This window comes from Streptococcus timonensis (assembly GCF_900095845.1).
In the GTDB taxonomy this organism is placed as follows: domain Bacteria; phylum Bacillota; class Bacilli; order Lactobacillales; family Streptococcaceae; genus Streptococcus; species Streptococcus timonensis.
Map to the genome: position 1 here is coordinate 507,472 of NZ_FMIX01000004.1, position 17,994 is coordinate 525,465.

Here is a 17,994-nt window from a genome sequence, read left to right on the forward strand (position 1 = left end):
TACGGTTTGCTGCCATATTGCCGAAGGCCAGTAATATTTATTCTTTCGTCATTGAAAGCAGGAAAGGGGTTGAACTAAGTGCACTTTTTACTGAATCAATTTCAGTAAAGTTCAATGTCCAAATATATTTTTCATTTTTTATAGAATAACTTCCAATTCCTCTATTTAAGAAACTTGTCAAATTAATATTTTCAGCCTGTTTATGATTTAGAATATTAAGTTCATAAATATCTTTAACAAAACCTTTTTCGGCTAATGAACCATTTGTTAATAACTTGTTGTCCCATATTTTTTCTGCAAACAATGGTATATTTTCGCTTGAGAATATTGTGGATTTAATTTTAGAACCATCAAGTGTTTGGTTTTCTAGCAATCCCATACCGTAGCCATAATCCCAAGCATCAAGATTTACATTATTAGTAATAAAATTTACTAACAACTCTTTATATTTATATGGGCACATAATTATAAATTTTGCTTCATATACATTATTAGAATTTAAATCTAATTGATTTAAAAAAGGGTTGTCGTACAGGATTAAAATTTTATCTATTTTTTTTGCTTGAGCTGAAAAGAATGATAAATTTTTCTGTTTCATTTTTTTTAAGGTATTTTCAATCGAACTAGATTGATAGTTTCCAAAATTTATATCAATATCATCTAGTCTTAAGTTAAATTCATTTATGTATAATTTATCAATTTGAATTATATTTTCTAAAAACCAATTATCTGTATTTGAGAAATTGTTAATATCATTTCTTTTTAAAAGAGTTATAGAGAAATTTTTAAATTTCTCTCCTTTAGTTTTTTTAAAAATCATTGAATAAATTCCTTACTTTTCATAATTATAGTCCTTAAAATCAATTTTTGAATACTAAAGTCATAAAGCGAGCAACACCTTTGGATGAAGCCACATCCGTTTGCTTATCCTTATTTTTTGTTGAAACCATATATGCAGCCTTTGGACATTTTCCTCCAGCATTGTGCAGTTTTTTCAAATTGAATAACCCTGATCTCTTTTGACCTTTCGTTAATCGTCCTGTATTATATTTTACCTCAATAAAATAGATTTTCCCAGGCCTACCTTTGTCAGTATTTTTTGGATAAAAATCATAGGGAAGGGCGTCTGAAGGTTATTTCAGAGGACTTTGATATTTTGTTGGGTCTCGACCAACCTACGCTTGCTATAGTTCGTTATAGTATTTAAATGAATGAATTAAAAAAGAAATATCATATGCTTCGTACAAATACGTTTGGATTTTATACAAGCAATTTTTATGAGTAAATTTTACCTCTATACTATCTTCTTTATCTTTAAAAGTAAAAGCACTATCAAATATAACCCATTCAACATCATTAATGAAAATTGATGTTTCTTCTAATGGCTGATATTTATGATGACCATCCACTATATTTTTTATATGAGTATCAATGTGTGATTCATCATTAATCCAATAAGCTCTGAATATAAAAATCTCACTAGTGTCTAGTTTGTGTACTGCAAAAGTTGGTAAAGGTTCGTCTCCTAAAATAATAGTTTGTACACCTTCTACAGCTAAAACAGATAAATAGTTATGCTGAGAGCAAGCTAAAGAATAATGCTCTTCTGGTTTTAAATCTACACAGCCCTGCCATATATTGGCATCTGATTTGGGTAACATGACTAATGGACCACCATAAGTGTCAATATCATGTGTTTTAAAAAAATTCATTGCAAAACCTCTATGTATTAAAAATTTAAATTTTAGCTAACTAAAGTTACTTCAAGAATAAACATTGAGGATACAGATCTTGAGACTCATTTCCTCGTAGCAAGCCAATATTAGCTTGGTGATCTCCTACAAAATTTCCAGTTTTAGTTCCAGGATCAGTGGCACCACAAGTATGGCATATACCAATTTTATTCAATTTTTTGCGTTCTTCTTGAGTGAAATTCCTTTCAGGTCCTCTAGCAGGAATAGATCCTTCTTCAAATGGGCCAATTCCTACCGTCAGTAATTGTTCTAATGTGAATAATCCTAAAAAGTCTACCCAGCTTTGCGTATTCGGTGCAAACCTGTACAGATTCTCCCCACCCATCAACCCAATCGGATCCTAAGTTACAAACCGACCTGCATCAGGCTCATAGTATCTGAAGAAGTTGTAATGCAGCCCGTTTTGCGGTCGCAATACTGGTTTTGCAACCTCAACGGCTGGTGCGCCGTCCCCGTAACGTTCGTCTCCTCTTTCATACGACCTTAATGTATGCGTTAGGAGGAGGCTAATTCTATTTACGCTTGTTTTAAATATCCTTCTTTTTTAATAAAAATATCCTGAAAATTTCATGGCCAAAACCGTCATCAAATTTAGAGTAAACAATGTTAAAAATGTCTTTATAATTAAAATCAGATGAATATTCATGTAACCATGAGAAATTCTCTAAATTTAAGACTGGATAATTTTTAAATGTATTTTCATATTTCGACCTATAAATACATATGTTAGGTATATAAAAACTATATAGATTATGTGATTCAGAACTTATATCCGGGTATGTTATACATATTGATAAATCGTTATCTATCAGAATATCTTTTGCCATTAAATTTATATTATTAATGTAAAATATTGCAGTATTTAAAAAGAACAAATTCAACTGTTTTTGGGATAGTATTTTCAAAAATGGTTTTTCTCTTCCAGTTCTAGTAATCAAGGGAATTTCTTCAAATTCAACAGGATGCTTAAGTAATTTAATTATTTCATCATACTGATACGATTTTTCAGTTTTTGCTAACGTTGTTAATAGTTTTAAGTATTCCATTATGTATTCCATCCATGGCAAAATAAGAAATCTCTATTATCTTTAGAGAATGGGGGATTTATCAATGTTTATCGTGAGTAGTGTGGTTGGTTTTACTGGCTTTGAAGACGAAAGCAGGTTTGCGATTAAGGCGTACGTCAAGAAACTATTTAAATTCTTCTAATAATTCTTTTCTTAATTCCGCAAATTCATCCGATAAATTATTTTTAAGTTCAGTATAAATTTCATCATCGATTTTACTTTGAGTGAATAGTGTCTTTTTAACATAAGGGATAACTTTTTTAGAATTAATTGAAATTAAAAATGCAATAATTTCATTGTAAATATAAGATTTTTCATTAAATTGGCTTAGTTTATGTTTTAGTAAATTTTCAATTGATTCTGATCTATAATGTTTTCCTTTTAATCCATACAATACCCAGGAGATAATTTTGTGATGCTTGCTGTTTAAATTTTTTATAAGATATTCTTTTATATAATTTCTTTTTGGGAAATATGCAGAACTAAATGCAATAGAAATAATTATAGAATATCTATTTAAATTCCAAATAGAACTAATATTATTTTCAATAGTGCGAAACTCTTCTTCTCCTAGATTATATTTTTTGAATAGATGTCCTAAAGAAGATATTGCAGATGATTTCACTTTAATACTTTTGTCATTTTGAATAGAGTAAATTAATATAGAGAAAATTTCTTTCAATTCCGTAGTGCTAAGTTTTTCTTGCATTTGTCCCAAGATAAAATTTGCAATTTCTCTATGTTTACTAAATCGACTTGTTAAAAGGGTATTTCTGATTATATCAATAATCTCTTTATACTGAAAAAATTGTAGTCTTTTTGCTGCTTCATATTGAATAATAGTATTAGAATGTAGTAGTTTTTCTAATAAGTCATTGATAGATAGATCTTTACATTCTAAAAAAGCGTCAAAACTTGAAATTCTATCATTTACCATATTATTTTTTCCTGTTACACTTATCATTCGAATGCTGAGAATGGCAACATCCCCAAGCTTTTTGAGTAGATTTAGCTTGTTTGGCAGATATTTGCCCACAATTAATTAATTCTTACAATACTTCACATTTCTCTGGTTTTTTCCTGTGCTTTGAAAATACTCATTTATTTTTTTATAAACTTGATTAGCAACCCCAGTATCTACTTGATTTCCATTTGCTGCCATCATTACTGTATCAAGCGCTTTTTTTCCTTTTTCATAAATAATAACTATACCTAAAGTTACAAGCGCAGCTTTACTTAACACAATCAATTCAGGAGCAATAAGGGAACTGCCAAGCCTTTAAGGGTCGTTCCATCTTTGTACGTTCAGTGCAAACTGATATAAATTTTCCCCACCCATCAATCCAATCGGATCCTGATTCACAAACCGTCCGGCCTCGGGTTCGTAATACCTGAACAGATTGTAATGCAGCCCCGTCTCTTCATCGAAGTATTGGTTCTGCAATCTGAACGGCTGATGTGCATCCTTATAAACCCTCTCATCCTTTTTCAGACGACCCTAGGCGGTGTATTCGCCGTACCACAACAGATTGCCGTTGAAATCGTAGTGGTAGCGGATGGTTTCTGAACGGGCAGGTACAGCATATCGTACAGCACATCGCGCCAGTCGGTTTCAGGCAAATCGTTTCGGGCGTTCTCTTCTTTAGATGGCACTTTCCATTGGTGCTGGCCGTTTTCGTTGTAGACGAAGCAGGTAAGGGTAAGCGTATAGGGCAAGGTCGTCTGAAGGTTATTTCACACAACCTTGATATTTTGTTGGGTCTTGACCCAAACTACGCTTGCTAGAAACATCTACAGTTATTTGGATTTTGATTAGCTTTATATAGTTTGAAGGATTTAAAATTAGTAAATTATAAAAGAATTCAGATTTAAAATGAATGTATTTAAATCTCTCTTCCATAACTTAATGCTCTTAGAAAAGTATAATGATATAGTTGGCTCTTCAGATAAAAAACATGCATAACTTTTTTCGATTGGTAAAACTTCCAAGTCATCCATTCCTTCAAAAACTAGAGTACAAGTTTTGTTTGGTTGGTATCTATGACGAATAGTCCAATATTCTGATATATCTAAATCATTTCCTTCTGATTCTTTTAAAACAATCCAGTTATGGTTATGTAATTGGTCTCTTAAATCTTCAATATGATATTTCATAGTATATTTCCCTCTAGTTATACTACATCCGGGTCGTAGGCGTAGTGGCGGTTAAGTACGGTACAAAAAAGGTCGTCTGAAAATATCGAATCTTACTTTTTGGTTTTTTTCTTAGGATTTAATTCTTCTTTACGTTGCTTATAAAATTGCCAATATTTTTTGTCTTCCATAGAGAAAGGTGTGTAACGTAGCTCATTATAAGTTAGGTCAAAATATTTATAGGCATTTTCCATATCACCTAATTCGTAATAAACGATTCCTGTCCATATAAACACACCTGCTGCAGGTTCATCTTTTCGTGCATCAAGTGCAATTAACATCCACTCAAGAGCTTTTTGATAATCACCTAATTTTTTATAGCTTCCTGAAATACCACAAGCAATCGCAGAAGTAGGTTCAACAAATTGAGTTGCTGGTTTGGGTAAAAGTTCCCATGCCTGCTTTAGAATATCAATTCTTTCCTCCGGTGTGGGCGCGTCATTTGAGTTACATACAAAATCATTGATTATTTCGTTTAATTCATAATTTACTTGATCTAAATACATAATTTCTCCTTCTTATGTGCATTCTTTAAAGAGTATTTATTACCATGATGGTCCAGTTGTGTATCTGTGCCAAGGGTTCGCGCGTAACGCACACACTTTACATCTTGGAGGTTTCATACTGGCTACGGATTGCTTCAGATTATTACAAATTCTATATTTGTACAGAATTTAATTGTCTTTTTGCCGTTTTATTTCTTAAGATACTTTTCTATATATCTGTATTGCTCTTGCGTACATTTAACTGAAAAAAATATTTTTTCACTTATAATACTTTGGGCAGAAAAAATATCTTTTTCATATTTTAATTTTATTTTACTTAACGGAATCATTCCTTTTCCATTTTCTTTCCCACAAAAAAGCTTATATTGTAACTCATTATTACTGATCCTTATATCTCCGCAAGTTTTTTTACTATTATATTCTGATACAATTATATTTAACCAGCCATGTTGAAAATCATAAGAGTAATGTGAAACATAAGGTAAATTAGAAGAAGAGGATACTATTAGAGATAAAATTGAACTTAAAATTGATTTCATAATTTATTTACCATTTAATTTATTAATTTTATTAGCTAACGAAGCAGGAGTAACCCAACCAGACATTTTCAATTCTTTAATATCAGCAGCTTAACTTTGCTCCATATGCAAAACTTGCACACTGCCTATTTCGTAAATTATATCCAGAAGTTTCTGTATTTTTTTATTAATGAGATTGTCAAAAAACAAATCTTTCAAAGGATCTTGATGAAGGTTTGAAGTCGACTGAAAATTATTTCAGACGACCTTATGGGATTTGTTAAACCTTGATACAATTTACATTTACTCAAAATCTATAATTTTTCCATATTCAAGAATTTCATCAAAAGTATCTGCTACTTTTCCAATACTTCCATCATCTAGCCAATACTCCCATATTGAGAAATTATCTTCCAAATCAAAATACACGCACGCTCCATCAGCTAAAGAGCCAAACAGCAAACCTCTTTTTACTCGTTCTGAGTCAATATATCCATTTGAGTCATGCCTTTCTACAATATTAGGCATCTGTTGTTTCTCTTTATTTATCTCTACTAGGTATTTTAAATAGCACCATTGAGGAAATCCATTTAAGTTATCAAACAACGATTCTTCATTAAACAGATTAATTTGATAGTTGTTGAATTCAATCTCCATAAATAATTGAAATTTATTAATAGTATTTTTATATGACTGAGGAAATAAGATGTTTAAATTTTTTTCTATGCTTGATATTTCTTTCATGATTAGTATTAGTCCTTTCAATATGAGTTTTTTTACAACTTCCAATATAATCCCGTGCACTTTTTTTCAATAGACCTCACGAAATTTATCGTGCGCATCAGTTTGTGCTTTATCTCTATGAAAACTTTCTGTAATAAAGAGTTGTGTACCTGTACCAGGGGTTCGTAGTTGTCGGGATCGGTGTAGAGATAAGTATATCTTCCGTCCGGGTGGGCTTCCTGCAAGAGGTGGCTGCCGTCCCAAACAAATTAGGAGGCCAGTAATATCATAGACGTAGACATCTTTAGACATTATCAGGCTTCTTACTAAACCATCTCTTCATTATTTTCATTGCCTTTTAGCAAAGATAGGCGTATTAAAAGTATCTTTTGAAATAATTTATTGCCTTATAAGAGCTGATACCATAATGGTTTATACACTCAATAAACCAATATAGATTATCACAGTTTCTATCTAATTCTTCTGATTTAAATGGAGTAAGAATTAAACGATAAATATGATTTAATTCTATATTTTTTTTATCCTTTTTATTTAAAGTTGACCATTTTTTTAATAGTGCAATTTCAATAACTTCCTTTCGGTATTTTTCTAAGTTATCAATAGTTTCATCATAATATCTCCAATAATTTTCTGCACTATCAACATAAGGTTTATAGATGCTTATACATAAAATTGGATTCTCTATAATAATATCTAATATAGAAAGCATAATCTTTCTATAAATTTGTTCAGTATTATTATCAATTAATAAATTGATAATTTCTAAGAAATATTTTTCCATCTGATTTCTCTTATTTATCCACTTGTTGCAGTAATTCTTAATATAGCTAGCAAAGGGTTAGATGTTGCACATGCATGCTTTGGTTTCTCAAAACGGTTATCTTTTGCTAAATTTAGAGTTTCTATGGTTGTTAACAGGAATTTATTGTCCTTGACCAAGAATTTCTTCTCCAATTATTGAATCTAACTCTATCCATGCTTCTTCAAGTTGATTAACAATAGAAGATTCATTTTTATTTGGATCGTCTTTTAAATTGAGATACCAAATATGTGTTAATTTCGGTATTTCATATAAAATAGACGCTAATCTTTTTTCAATTAGATTATGATTATGAGTATAATGCTTTATTTCATTTAAAATTTTTTATAATTCTTGATAGTCCTTTACATCGAATTCAAGATCCATTCTGACCTTATCAATAAAACTATTATTTTCAAGTTTTTCTAATAATTCTTTCATAGTAACCACCTTTAAGTTATACAAAGCCAAGGATTGCTTCTGCTGGAATAGTTTATTTATTTTAAAAAAGTTAAGCATTCACTCCAATAGAAATAGATAACACATCTTTCTCATTGTCGAGTAGAGATATATCGATGACTTTATCTATTTTATGACTAAAGAATTTTAAACAATAAAAATTAGGTTTGTTTATTAATTCTAGCCAATTGCTAATATTTTTTATTTTGATAATAAACAAGGGGAATAATTCTATTGGTATTTCAGCCGAATCATTTATTCCTCCATAAAAGTATACATAAGCAATATCATTTTCCTCTGGTGCAAAAAAATTTAATATTTCATTTTTTATCGATAAACTAAAATTTTCTTTTGATAATTCTATATTTCTATAGGGGGTAAAAGTACGATTTATTATGTCACATGAGAGTGGATATGGAATAATTTTTTCAGAATCTAAAATTAAATTATTTAAAAAATGAATCTCTTTCATTTTTTTCATTAAATTTTTTTGTTTTAAAGTAAAGATCTTATCTTCTAAAGTTGTCATGATACTATTTCCTATGTTGTACGGTTACATTATCTTTGTAGCACTTCCAAGAAAATGTACCATTCCCATTATTTCTTTTTTGACTAAGAATTCTATCCATTTTGGCAGTAGCTACATGCAAGTGTGGACAAGGATGTTTTCCAATCGTAAGGGTTGGTGTGCGGCATCCCGATTTGGTAGCAGTGGAAGTAGTGGGCTTGTTGGCGGCTTGCTTCTGTTGGGGATGGGGTCGTCTGAAAGCTGGGTGAGTGAGGGTTTAGGGTTTCAGACGATCCTGTAGGTTATGGCTTACCGAAAATATATTTTTCCTCTAGTTTAGTTTTATCATGCTCAAGAAAAAAAATGTTTCTATATTCAGATAAACTATTATGATTAACCGCTGAATATTGTTCTTCATTACTGCCATCATCTTCCCAATGACAAATGGGACAAATATCATAGTTGGATTTACTAGACAAGGTATAAAAATGACAACACGGACATTTTACTTTCTGATTTATCTCGTCTCCATAGACGTTTATTTCTTTGGAGAGAAGAAGACTAAGTTTTTTAGCTAGAAATTTATTACTTAAAATTGAATTTTTATATGTTAACCCTAAGGTAACTACAGGATTAAAAAAATCATCATAAAATTCTATGTCATCAAAATCATGTGTACTTAAGTAGCTTATAAGTTCTTTATTTAAATGTTCTGGTTCAGATTCATAGGAATACCAAAAGTCTAATAGGATATTCATCTTTTCAGAATTAGATATTGAATTAGTCTGATACTCAGAAAAAATTTTAATAGCTTCTGTTCTAGTCATGATAAAACCTTTCCATTTGATCTCAGATGCTTTAATTAGCCCTAAGGGATCAATCCAGCTAACAATATTGGGATTAAAGGTATATAGATTTTTCCCACCCCACAACCCAATCGGATCCGGATTCACAAACCGACCGGCCTCAGGTTCGTAATAACACATCAGGTTGTAATGCAGCCCCGTCTCACGGTCGGCATACTGATTTTGCCGTCTGAACGGCTGATTCGCAACCTTGTAAACCCGATCGTCCTTTTTCAGACGGCCCCAGGCGGTGTATTCACCGTACCATAAGAGATTGCCGTGGATGTCGGTCATCTCGCGCGGTATACCGATTTGGTCGCAGTGGAAGTAGTGGGTTTGTTGGCGGCTTTCTCCGTCTTTGTTGGTCCAGTTATGTACCTATGCCAAGGGTTCGTGCGTACCGCACACCCTACGTCGGGATTGGAGGTTTCATGGGAGCTACGGCTTGCTTTTAAGTTTTATAAGAATAATATTATGTATCAAGAAATGGCATTAATTGTTCTGGCTTTAAAGTTAGTAGTGAGATTGTTTTTCCTTTAGTATCGCAGAATTCAACCTCATATGCTTCATATGGATTTGAATAAACTTCTACAATTGCACCGATGTCTCCCTGTTGTAAATTAAAATCAGGAAGATCTTGTTGCAATTTGACTACTTCTAAAAGTGAATATTTCATTAGAAACTCCTTAATAATTAACTATAAAACATATGTAGTTGCCTTTGGAGGTGTACTCCTGAAGTAATCGCGTTCCGTCCACCGCGAGTTCGTAGGCGGTTTTGGCACCGAGTCCGTCGATGTAGGCGGTCAGTCGGTCGAGGCAGTTGTTTTGCCCTCTCCCATGAGAGAAGGAGTAGATGTTGGGATGGAAAAAAGTTCATCCAACACTTCTTTGATTTATATTAATCCCAATAAAAGTCTGAATTATTTAATTCCTTCCACTCTTCCAAAGAATAAAGAAAAGGCAAAGAAAAGTTTTCCAATATTTTTTCTTTTAAATTTTCTGACATCATAAATGCTCCTGAATAATTATAATTGGAAGACAATAAAATATCCTTATCTGAATTAGTATATGCCTCCAGTGAATAATCATCTTCATCTAATGCTAAATCTGGGTAAACAATTTCATCCTGAATTTCCCAATCAACTATTCTTACTAAATAATAGACTTCATTCGTCAATAACTCACCTTTTGTATTGACAATAATTGCTTTACTCATTCCAAAATCATGATCAAACCCGTATTTTTTAATAAATTCCAAAAAACGTGCTGACATGATAAAGAAATCATTATATGGAAGAAAATCAAAAGTAACACCTCTTGCTTTCTTTAAGCAGACATAAACCTTTTCAGGCATTGGAGGAATTTCTTGTCCCTTTACAAACCAACTCCACGGAAAGTCAAAATCAGGATGCGTTTTCTTAGGGTTAAACTTCTCTGATATACCCACAGCTCCACTACTTACTCGTGGCAACCCCATTTTTTCTGCTTTATCCATGCTTTGTAGGGCATATCCCCACACCATCAATTTCTTCATAATACACTCCTAATCTAATCGTTTGGGCGAGTTGGTAGATGAATATCCTCCAACAGATATGGACTTACTCAAACGATTTTTTAAACTTTTTTGTAAATCTCGTACACGCCGTCGCACTTGTGCCTGTAATCGACCATGATGTGGTTGCGGTAGGCGAAACCGCGTGCGTACAATTCTGCTGTAAATGCGACCATTAACATTTAAAAAAGGAACTGCCCCTGTATTTTGTTTTGCAGATACTTTTGTAAGGAAACCTAATATGGATTCCAAGCCTAAAGGATCAATCCAGCTTGTAATATTAGAAGCGAACCAGTATAGATTCTCTCCACCTTCTAACCCAATCGGATCCTGATTCACAAACCGACCCGTATCAATCTCGTAATACCTGAAGAAGTTGTAATGCAACCCCGTCTCACGGTCGCAATAGTAGTTTTGCAGGCGGAAGGGTTGGTGAGCAGTTCCTCCGGATGTGTTGGTTTCGCTCTTCAGTTTGCCCCAACCGTAATAATCCCCAAACCAGGTTACCGTCTTTATCGGTCATTTCACGCGGAATGCCGATTTGGTCGCAGTGGAAGTAGTGAGTTTGTTGGCGGCTTTCGCCGTCTTCATTGGTCCAGTTGTGTACCTTTGCCAAGGGTTCGTAGCTGTCGTTTTGCCCTCTCCCCAGCCCTCTCCCACGAAAGAAGGAGTAGATGTTGGGATGAAAAAAGTTCATCCAACACTTCTTTGATTTATATTAATCCCAATAACTGTCTAAATTGTTCAATTCCTTCCACTCTTCCAAAGAATAAAGAAAAGGCAAAGAAAAGTTTTCCAATATTTTGTCTTTTAAATTTTCTGACACCATAAATGCTTCCATATACTTATATTTGGAAGACAGCAAAATATCCTTATCCGAATTAGTATATGCTTCCAGCGAAAAACCTTTTTCATCTCTTCCTAAATCCGGGTAAACAATTTCATCCTCAATTTCCCAGCTAACTATTCTTACCAAATAATAGACTTCATTTGTCAATAGCTCACCTTTTGTATTGACAATAATGGCTTCGCTCATACCAAAATTATAATTAAAACCATATTTTTTAATAAATTCCAAAAAACGCGCTGACATGATAAAGAAGTTGTAGCCATAAGGTAGAAAATCAAAAGTAACACTCCTTGCTTTTTTTAAGCAGACATAAACCTTTTCAGGCATTGGAGGAATTTCTTGTCCCTTTACGAACCAACTCCATGAAAAGTCAAAATCAGGATGCGTTTTTTTAGGGTTGAATACCTCTGATATCCCTACTTCCCCTAAGGAAACCTTAGGTACTTTTCTTTTCGCTAACTCATCTAAACTTTGTGAGCTATATCCCCACACCATCAATTTCTTCATAATACACTCCTAATCTAATCGTTTGGGTGAGTTGGTAGATGAATATCCTCCAACAGATATGGACTTACTCAAACGATTTTTTAAACTTTTTTGTAAATCTCGTACACGCTGTCGCATTTGTGCCTGTAATCGACCATGATATGGTTACGGTAGGCGAAACCGCGTGCGTACAATTTTGCGCACACCTAACATCAGAATTGAAGGCTTCATGCGAGCTATGTCTTGTTACACTTACTATATATACACGACGCTACGCCAGTTTATTAATCATCAGGATTTTCTTCTAAACAATTTAAAAACTCATCAAATGATTTCGCAATAATAATTGAATTTTTTTTAAAATTAGCTTCTCTTGATATATTTTCACTCCATACATCCCTTACATAATAAATAATTTGCCGACTATTTTTTTCTAAACAGAGGTAATTCCCTCCCCAATCAAAAGCAAAAGGAATCAGATTTATAGGTAACTCATTAAGTTTCCATTCATTTATTGCTCTTCCTTCCAATGTAAAATCTGGATCATCCTCAAACTGCTTAGAATATTTCATTGGTATGAAGTCGCGAATTTCAATATAGTCATAATCAATATTATCATTGACAAAACAAGAAAGAGTGGGAGTACCTCCATTCCATTTGAAGTAATGCGACTTGAATGAAGCTGGAAAAGATACTTCTAAATTTTTTTCAACGTCATTGAAATCATTTTCAGATAAATTTTTATCACAATCGTAAAAACTAAGCAGAACAATCTCCTTTAACAATTTAACAAGCACCAGTTTTTTTCTTCTCCATTCTCTTTTGGAGCGGTTTTCCTACCTCAATGTTATTTTTATAAATTTTGATTAGATTTCCCATCTCATCATATTCATAAGCAAAATCCATTACTTTATTATCATTACTATATTTCTCAAATTTAATTAATTTTCCATCTTTATAAAACCCAGTATAATAAGACATAGTCTCTTTGCTTTTTCGGATATTATCTACCTTATCTAAATTGATTTCATCATACAATTTTGCAGGATGGTTATACTTAGGAAAAGTCATTCCTAAATAGTATCTAACAGTCAAATCATTATATTGAGTATTTTTTGTAAGTTGTTGTGACATTTTTAAAGCTCCTGTCAAAAGCAAAATAGTTCCAATCAATCCAATCAGTAACTTTTTCATTTTACTTGCTCCGATTTTAAACCGTATTTTACAAAAATATACTCTATAGTGTTTAAATCTTTATTAAATCAACGTTTCTAAAGGGGATATAGCTGTAAAATATTAGATATATACCGTATTGTTAAACCAAGACGGTACCAAAAATTAAGGTTTCGGAGCTTATAAACTTAAGAAAGTTGTCTCAAGTATTTGGCCTTTTTATATTGTCTTTTTGTAACAAAGTGACGTAGTCACTTTTAGTGTGGAATAGGTGAGATAAAAAAACAGTGTTTCGTTTTTGGTCAATGAAGTAAAGCAAAACATATTGATCTATAATTTTTCCTCGTGAGGGATACTTGCTGTTAATCTTTACTCCGATTTTCTCATCAGCGTCAAAGCCTGCTTCAGGAAAAATCTCTAAACTTTTTAAGCTGTCTAAAATTTTAGCCACAGTATTTTTGGCGGATTGAGGGGATAGAAGTACCGTAGCTATATAGTCGTGTATATTGTCGATAGCTTCCTCGACCTCTTTTGAAGCAATCACTTTATAAGCCATAACGTACCCTCATATCGTCTAGGGCAGTTCCTTCGCCTGCCTCGTATTCTCTCAAGGCACGCTCAGATTGGGCTTGTAATTCTTCAATCAACTGTTCTCTATGTAGATCTTCGGCCGTCTTAATAGGCAAATCTTGCTCCAGGACTATTTGCTCCACAAATAAAGAAATAGCATCTGTCATTGTCATTCCCTTTTCCTTGATAATTTTTCGAGCTTGTTCCATAGTGGCTTCATTCAGTTTAAAATTGTATTGTTTCGATAAAGTTATAGCCATGATATATCTCCAATCTATATGTTATAGATTGATTATATACTAGATATAGATTCTAATCAAGAAAAAAAGTTCTGTTTGATGACAGAACTAAGTTGTTTCAATAGAAGAAGTAGTGCTTTAGTTGACTGAAGTACTGAGCGGTCAAGAAAGCGTAATACAGAACATGCAAGCAGACAACCAAAAAGTGTTTTTCTCATAGCGTTACCTCATCACTAAATATATACCACAACTTATTTTTTAGCTGCGATTTCCTCGACGGTCTTCTTTTGAAAAATTCGATTTTTTCAATCGGAGTCATTTTGCGATATGTTTTGATAAAACCACGATAAATCAGATACCTTTTATCAGGATCAAGTAAGTCATTAAAGAGGTTAATAACTCCAGTTTTAAAGGTATCAATATCCTCAATAACAAGAAGAATATAAAGCGATTTTTTGTATTAATGGATGTTATAGTTATCCTTGAGATGAATTTTTTATAAGGACCTCTTGGGATGTGAGTTCTTATAAACCCGCTCATCTTTTTTCAGACGGACCCAGGAGGTGTATTCGCCGTACCACAAGAGGTTGCCGTCCTTATCGGTCATTTCTCTTGGAATGCCGATTTGGTCGTAGTGGAAGTAGTGGGTTTGTTGGTGGCTTTCGCCGTCTTCGTTGGTCCGGTTGTGTACCTGTGCTAAAGGATCGTAGGAATCCGGGTCGGTATAGATATAGGTATATCTGCCGTCCGGGTGGATTTCTTGCAGCAAATGGCTGCCGTCCTAAACGAATCCAGTTTTCTCTTCGAGGTTGTCTGAAGCTTCTCCGTCTTTCAGACGACCTTGCCTATCCTTTTGCCCAAGGCATCGTAGGTGTACGCCAAAGTTTCTTTCGTACCGTCTTTCTTGAAGATTTTGGCTTTAACCAATTTGTTGAGGCTCGTCTCAATCTACAGCTTGCTTATTATTAATAATAGATTTTTTAGCTATATGTATTAGATCTTTATAATTTTCCATAAAAGGTTCTTCTAATGTGGATTCTAATAAGCATTCTAAGTCATATATTATTTTTTGCTCAGCTTCATCAATAATTTCATTATTTTCAACGAACTTAACAAGCCATTCAAAAAAAACTAATACTTCATATTTGTTTAATTTTATAATATAGTCGTTAGACTCTTTTTTAATTTCCATAATATTATAATGCTCCTCGAGAAACTACATTTTGTAAATGACTGGTAATGAGATTGTTAAAGAACCAATATTTCAGACGACCTTAAAGAGGATAGTGAGGTCGTCTGAAAAACAGGAACCGTGTGCGTGCGTACCGCGAAGACTTTACGTCGGGATTGGAGGTTTCATGCGGGCTACGGCTGTCTGAATTTTTATCTTACAGGATATTGCCGTTGGGTCGGCTGATATTACATGTCAAATAATCATATTCTTGAATATAGAACCGTGTATTGATCTCCTAACTCCAACTTGAGTTTATTAAATAATTTTTCACCTTCGTATTTAAAAATATTTTCTTTCTCTATATTTTCAAATCTAGAGTTCAGAGGTTCATCTATATTTAAGGTTTTATCATATTTATGTGCCCACTCCAACAATTCTTCAGCAAGAGACTTTGATATTAGTAAAGAATATGGATCTATATTTCCAAAATTATCATCCTCCATACCCCATATGGGGAAACAGCCATAGTCAGGCATCAATTTAATTTTTTTCATTTTATCGTCCTATCTTATTACTCCACCTGCCGAATTTGCACCGACTATAACCCCATTACTTCCAGTAGTAACCGCTCTACGGCTTGCTTTGAAATCTATTTTTGAACGTAAGAAATTTATCATATGAATTTAGTTGTTCAGCAGAATAATTTTCCATAATTTCAGCATTATCACTATCTGCAATAGAAACAAAAAATATGACATTTTTTGTTTTTTCCTTATCTACACTTGCTATCGCTTTTTTAAATCCTTCTATAATTGAATCATATACTTCCGCCTGATATTGCTCAAAATTATCTTCTGATATTAATGTATTTGCATCATTAAGAATATTTTGAATCTCATTATTGAATATACTATCTATTTTCTCAGGAACCTCTCCAAGTCCTATTGCAAATTGAGGGTAATACCATTTAATAAAAGGCTGATCTTCTTTTGGGTAGTTTACTTTTTCTATTTCGTAGTGAGAAATAGTGTTAGCAGCCCAACCCAGATATGAACAATAGTCATCAATATATAATGTATAGGCAAAAACTTCATTAGAATTATATCTTTCTAATACAAATTTAAATGTCTCTGTAACTCCTTTAGATACATTCTGGATTAAATCTTGAATTATATAATTACTTAAAATACTCATTTTTATTTTCCTTTTATAAATTTTTGTTATCAATCAGTTTCTATGCACATTTACTACGTGATCCGTATTTTCAAAAACCTAACCACCAATTCTAGTTAATTGCTTGCTCATATATCTATCTGCTTGAGCTTTATTATACATAATTTCCTATCTTTTTTCTTAAAAATAAAAATATTTTAATCCAAAAGGGTGTTGTTAATCCCCAAATTCCTCCGAATATCAATCCTTCAAGGAGCATAAAACTCTCACTTTCGATTTGTATAGCTAATCCCAGCAGCATCCCAATTAACATTTGAATTATGGATAGATATTTAATATTTTTTCTTTCTAATTCCAAATGAAATAAAATAACTAGAAAGAAAGAGATAATCGGAAACACAATCAACTTAACTATCGTGTTATCCCCATAATAAGCCATCCATAACCAAATGAAAAACCAAGAAATTAAAATACTTATCCAATACTTTTGAATAAATTCTTTGACTTTAATTAACATGGAAGTCCTCCTTTGGTTATGATGTTTACAGTATATTCTTGAGATATATTTATTCATATAAAGTTAAATTCTTTTCTGTGCTTTTATATATATCTGTATAGAAATAAATTCTATTATCATTTATCTCTTTCAGATAAACCAAGTCTTCGATACCTCCAATATACTCAATTGATAAATCATCTAAATTTAATATTGCAAGCCTAAATCCAACAACCCAAAATCGTCTAATGAAAACAGGAATATATATTTTCCTATTGAAATACAACAAAGGCCCTCCAAAACCCTGTTCTTGAATAATAACTTGACCGTTAATGGACAGACTTCCAACTAGGGGAGAACCTTGATTAACTTCCATCAAATCAAGGTAACTAACTTCCCATTTGTCAAAAAAATTTTTTTCTTGAAAGTCTAAAGGAGTTTCATTCGAAATTTTTAACTTAGACATTTTTATTTTTTTTCTTGTCAAAGAATTGAAATCTTCTTCTAATTCTACAAGGAGTTTACCAACTTCATTATTAAATGGCCAAGAATCAATTACTATCCGAGACAATAAAAATTCTTTTCCTTTTTTTTGTTGAAAAATACTTTCTGAATTTAGATAATTAATCATGTCATATAGTTCATTTTTTATAGAAATCAATTGCTGTTTATTTGTATAACTATATTCATCACAATTATTAATCATTTTATCAATTTCGACTAAAACAATATTAATCTTTTTTATAAATTGCTCCTGATTCATTGTCTTATTAACCTTTCCAAGTCATTCATATATTTTTGTGTTTGTCCACCAGGAAACCCCAAACCTTGAGGTGCAGCTTTACTTTCAATAACAGTTGTTCCTAATAGCCATCGCGGCAGAAGC

Annotated in this window: 30 protein-coding genes; all 30 read right to left on the reverse strand. The window is 32.4% G+C overall.

Annotated elements, in window-relative coordinates; all coding sequences use genetic code 11:
* Positions 1–37 precede the first annotated feature (37 nt).
* Positions 38–820, reverse strand: coding sequence for a hypothetical protein (locus BQ2679_RS05805; protein WP_075567275.1), 783 nt, complete (start codon positions 818–820; stop codon positions 38–40).
* Positions 821–1,184: 364 nt separating this feature from the next.
* Positions 1,185–1,712 (reverse strand): Imm21 family immunity protein, encoded by a 528-nt coding sequence (locus BQ2679_RS05815; RefSeq protein ID WP_006148303.1) that lies wholly within the window; start codon positions 1,710–1,712, stop codon positions 1,185–1,187.
* 46 nt (positions 1,713–1,758) lie between these two features.
* Positions 1,759–2,079 carry a hypothetical protein gene (locus BQ2679_RS05820; RefSeq protein ID WP_006148304.1) on the reverse strand — a complete coding sequence of 107 codons (321 nt, stop codon included), beginning with the start codon at positions 2,077–2,079 and terminating at the stop codon, positions 1,759–1,761.
* 202 nt (positions 2,080–2,281) lie between these two features.
* A complete protein-coding gene (locus BQ2679_RS05825; protein ID WP_006155761.1) occupies positions 2,282–2,800 on the reverse strand; it encodes an Imm15 family immunity protein in 519 nt (172 codons plus the stop codon).
* A 145-nt stretch (positions 2,801–2,945) separates the two neighbouring features.
* Entirely contained in the window at positions 2,946–3,785 is an 840-nt protein-coding gene (locus BQ2679_RS05830; protein WP_392392664.1) for a hypothetical protein, read from the reverse strand.
* Positions 3,760–3,864: a polymorphic toxin type 34 domain-containing protein gene (locus BQ2679_RS11225; RefSeq protein WP_208853958.1), complete on the reverse strand. Its 105-nt coding sequence runs from the start codon at positions 3,862–3,864 to the stop codon at positions 3,760–3,762. The genes BQ2679_RS05830 and BQ2679_RS11225 overlap by 26 nt, the downstream gene beginning before the upstream one ends.
* Positions 3,864–4,064 (reverse strand): polymorphic toxin type 34 domain-containing protein, encoded by a 201-nt coding sequence (locus tag BQ2679_RS11150; protein WP_006148307.1) that lies wholly within the window; start codon positions 4,062–4,064, stop codon positions 3,864–3,866. The genes BQ2679_RS11225 and BQ2679_RS11150 overlap by 1 nt, the downstream gene beginning before the upstream one ends.
* Positions 4,065–4,100: 36 nt before the next feature.
* The gene (locus BQ2679_RS05845) at positions 4,101–4,313 is read right to left on the reverse strand and encodes an RHS repeat-associated core domain-containing protein (RefSeq protein WP_208853959.1); all 213 of its coding nucleotides are present in this window, start codon (positions 4,311–4,313) and stop codon (positions 4,101–4,103) included.
* Positions 4,314–4,663: 350 nt separating this feature from the next.
* A complete protein-coding gene (locus tag BQ2679_RS05850) occupies positions 4,664–4,975 on the reverse strand; it encodes a hypothetical protein (protein WP_006148309.1) in 312 nt (103 codons plus the stop codon).
* Between the two features lie 92 nt (positions 4,976–5,067).
* The gene (locus BQ2679_RS05855) at positions 5,068–5,520 is read right to left on the reverse strand and encodes a hypothetical protein (RefSeq protein WP_006148310.1); all 453 of its coding nucleotides are present in this window, start codon (positions 5,518–5,520) and stop codon (positions 5,068–5,070) included.
* Positions 5,521–5,708: 188 nt separating this feature from the next.
* Positions 5,709–6,059 (reverse strand): hypothetical protein, encoded by a 351-nt coding sequence (locus BQ2679_RS05860; protein ID WP_006148311.1) that lies wholly within the window; start codon positions 6,057–6,059, stop codon positions 5,709–5,711.
* Positions 6,060–6,341: 282 nt separating this feature from the next.
* Positions 6,342–6,782, reverse strand: coding sequence for an SMI1/KNR4 family protein (locus tag BQ2679_RS05865; RefSeq protein WP_006155773.1), 441 nt, complete (start codon positions 6,780–6,782; stop codon positions 6,342–6,344).
* 355 nt (positions 6,783–7,137) lie between these two features.
* Positions 7,138–7,563, reverse strand: a complete 426-nt coding sequence (locus tag BQ2679_RS05870) for a hypothetical protein (RefSeq protein WP_006148313.1) — start codon at positions 7,561–7,563, stop codon at positions 7,138–7,140.
* Positions 7,564–8,092: 529 nt separating this feature from the next.
* On the reverse strand, positions 8,093–8,569 hold the full coding sequence (locus BQ2679_RS05880; protein WP_075567280.1) for a hypothetical protein: 477 nt from the start codon (positions 8,567–8,569) through the stop codon (positions 8,093–8,095).
* Positions 8,570–8,850: 281 nt separating this feature from the next.
* The gene (locus BQ2679_RS05890) at positions 8,851–9,687 is read right to left on the reverse strand and encodes an RHS repeat-associated core domain-containing protein (RefSeq protein WP_075567286.1); all 837 of its coding nucleotides are present in this window, start codon (positions 9,685–9,687) and stop codon (positions 8,851–8,853) included.
* A gap of 178 nt (positions 9,688–9,865) precedes the next feature.
* The gene (locus BQ2679_RS05895) at positions 9,866–10,069 is read right to left on the reverse strand and encodes a DUF4926 domain-containing protein (RefSeq protein ID WP_006148317.1); all 204 of its coding nucleotides are present in this window, start codon (positions 10,067–10,069) and stop codon (positions 9,866–9,868) included.
* 224 nt (positions 10,070–10,293) lie between these two features.
* Positions 10,294–10,929: an Imm43 family immunity protein gene (locus BQ2679_RS05900; protein WP_006148318.1), complete on the reverse strand. Its 636-nt coding sequence runs from the start codon at positions 10,927–10,929 to the stop codon at positions 10,294–10,296.
* 9 nt (positions 10,930–10,938) lie between these two features.
* Entirely contained in the window at positions 10,939–11,418 is a 480-nt protein-coding gene (locus BQ2679_RS10860; protein ID WP_244491733.1) for an RHS repeat-associated core domain-containing protein, read from the reverse strand.
* A complete protein-coding gene (locus tag BQ2679_RS11230; RefSeq protein WP_392392502.1) occupies positions 11,342–11,644 on the reverse strand; it encodes an RHS domain-containing protein in 303 nt (100 codons plus the stop codon). The genes BQ2679_RS10860 and BQ2679_RS11230 overlap by 77 nt, the downstream gene beginning before the upstream one ends.
* Positions 11,645–11,665: 21 nt before the next feature.
* Positions 11,666–12,304: an Imm43 family immunity protein gene (locus tag BQ2679_RS05910; protein ID WP_006148321.1), complete on the reverse strand. Its 639-nt coding sequence runs from the start codon at positions 12,302–12,304 to the stop codon at positions 11,666–11,668.
* Positions 12,305–12,567: 263 nt separating this feature from the next.
* A complete protein-coding gene (locus tag BQ2679_RS05915) occupies positions 12,568–13,080 on the reverse strand; it encodes an SMI1/KNR4 family protein (protein ID WP_083237581.1) in 513 nt (170 codons plus the stop codon).
* A complete protein-coding gene (locus tag BQ2679_RS05920) occupies positions 13,070–13,477 on the reverse strand; it encodes a hypothetical protein (RefSeq protein ID WP_006148323.1) in 408 nt (135 codons plus the stop codon). The genes BQ2679_RS05915 and BQ2679_RS05920 overlap by 11 nt, the downstream gene beginning before the upstream one ends.
* A gap of 181 nt (positions 13,478–13,658) precedes the next feature.
* On the reverse strand, positions 13,659–14,012 hold the full coding sequence (locus BQ2679_RS05925; RefSeq protein ID WP_006148324.1) for a type II toxin-antitoxin system RelE/ParE family toxin: 354 nt from the start codon (positions 14,010–14,012) through the stop codon (positions 13,659–13,661).
* Positions 14,002–14,286, reverse strand: a complete 285-nt coding sequence (gene relB / locus BQ2679_RS05930) for a type II toxin-antitoxin system RelB/ParD family antitoxin (RefSeq protein WP_006148325.1) — start codon at positions 14,284–14,286, stop codon at positions 14,002–14,004. Before relB ends, BQ2679_RS05925 begins: the two co-directional genes overlap by 11 nt.
* Before the next feature lie 475 nt (positions 14,287–14,761).
* Positions 14,762–15,034, reverse strand: a complete 273-nt coding sequence (locus BQ2679_RS10965; protein ID WP_115253943.1) for an RHS domain-containing protein — start codon at positions 15,032–15,034, stop codon at positions 14,762–14,764.
* A gap of 174 nt (positions 15,035–15,208) precedes the next feature.
* The gene (locus tag BQ2679_RS05940) at positions 15,209–15,457 is read right to left on the reverse strand and encodes a hypothetical protein (RefSeq protein ID WP_075567288.1); all 249 of its coding nucleotides are present in this window, start codon (positions 15,455–15,457) and stop codon (positions 15,209–15,211) included.
* Between the two features lie 242 nt (positions 15,458–15,699).
* Complete coding sequence (locus tag BQ2679_RS05945; RefSeq protein WP_075567290.1) at positions 15,700–15,993, reverse strand: hypothetical protein; 294 nt, start codon at positions 15,991–15,993, stop codon at positions 15,700–15,702.
* 76 nt (positions 15,994–16,069) lie between these two features.
* The gene (locus BQ2679_RS05950; RefSeq protein ID WP_075567292.1) at positions 16,070–16,633 is read right to left on the reverse strand and encodes a DUF4303 domain-containing protein; all 564 of its coding nucleotides are present in this window, start codon (positions 16,631–16,633) and stop codon (positions 16,070–16,072) included.
* Between the two features lie 133 nt (positions 16,634–16,766).
* Entirely contained in the window at positions 16,767–17,129 is a 363-nt protein-coding gene (locus BQ2679_RS05955) for a cytochrome C biogenesis protein (RefSeq protein WP_075567294.1), read from the reverse strand.
* Between the two features lie 49 nt (positions 17,130–17,178).
* A complete protein-coding gene (locus tag BQ2679_RS05960) occupies positions 17,179–17,871 on the reverse strand; it encodes a hypothetical protein (protein WP_075567296.1) in 693 nt (230 codons plus the stop codon).
* Positions 17,872–17,994: the final 123 nt, after the last annotated feature.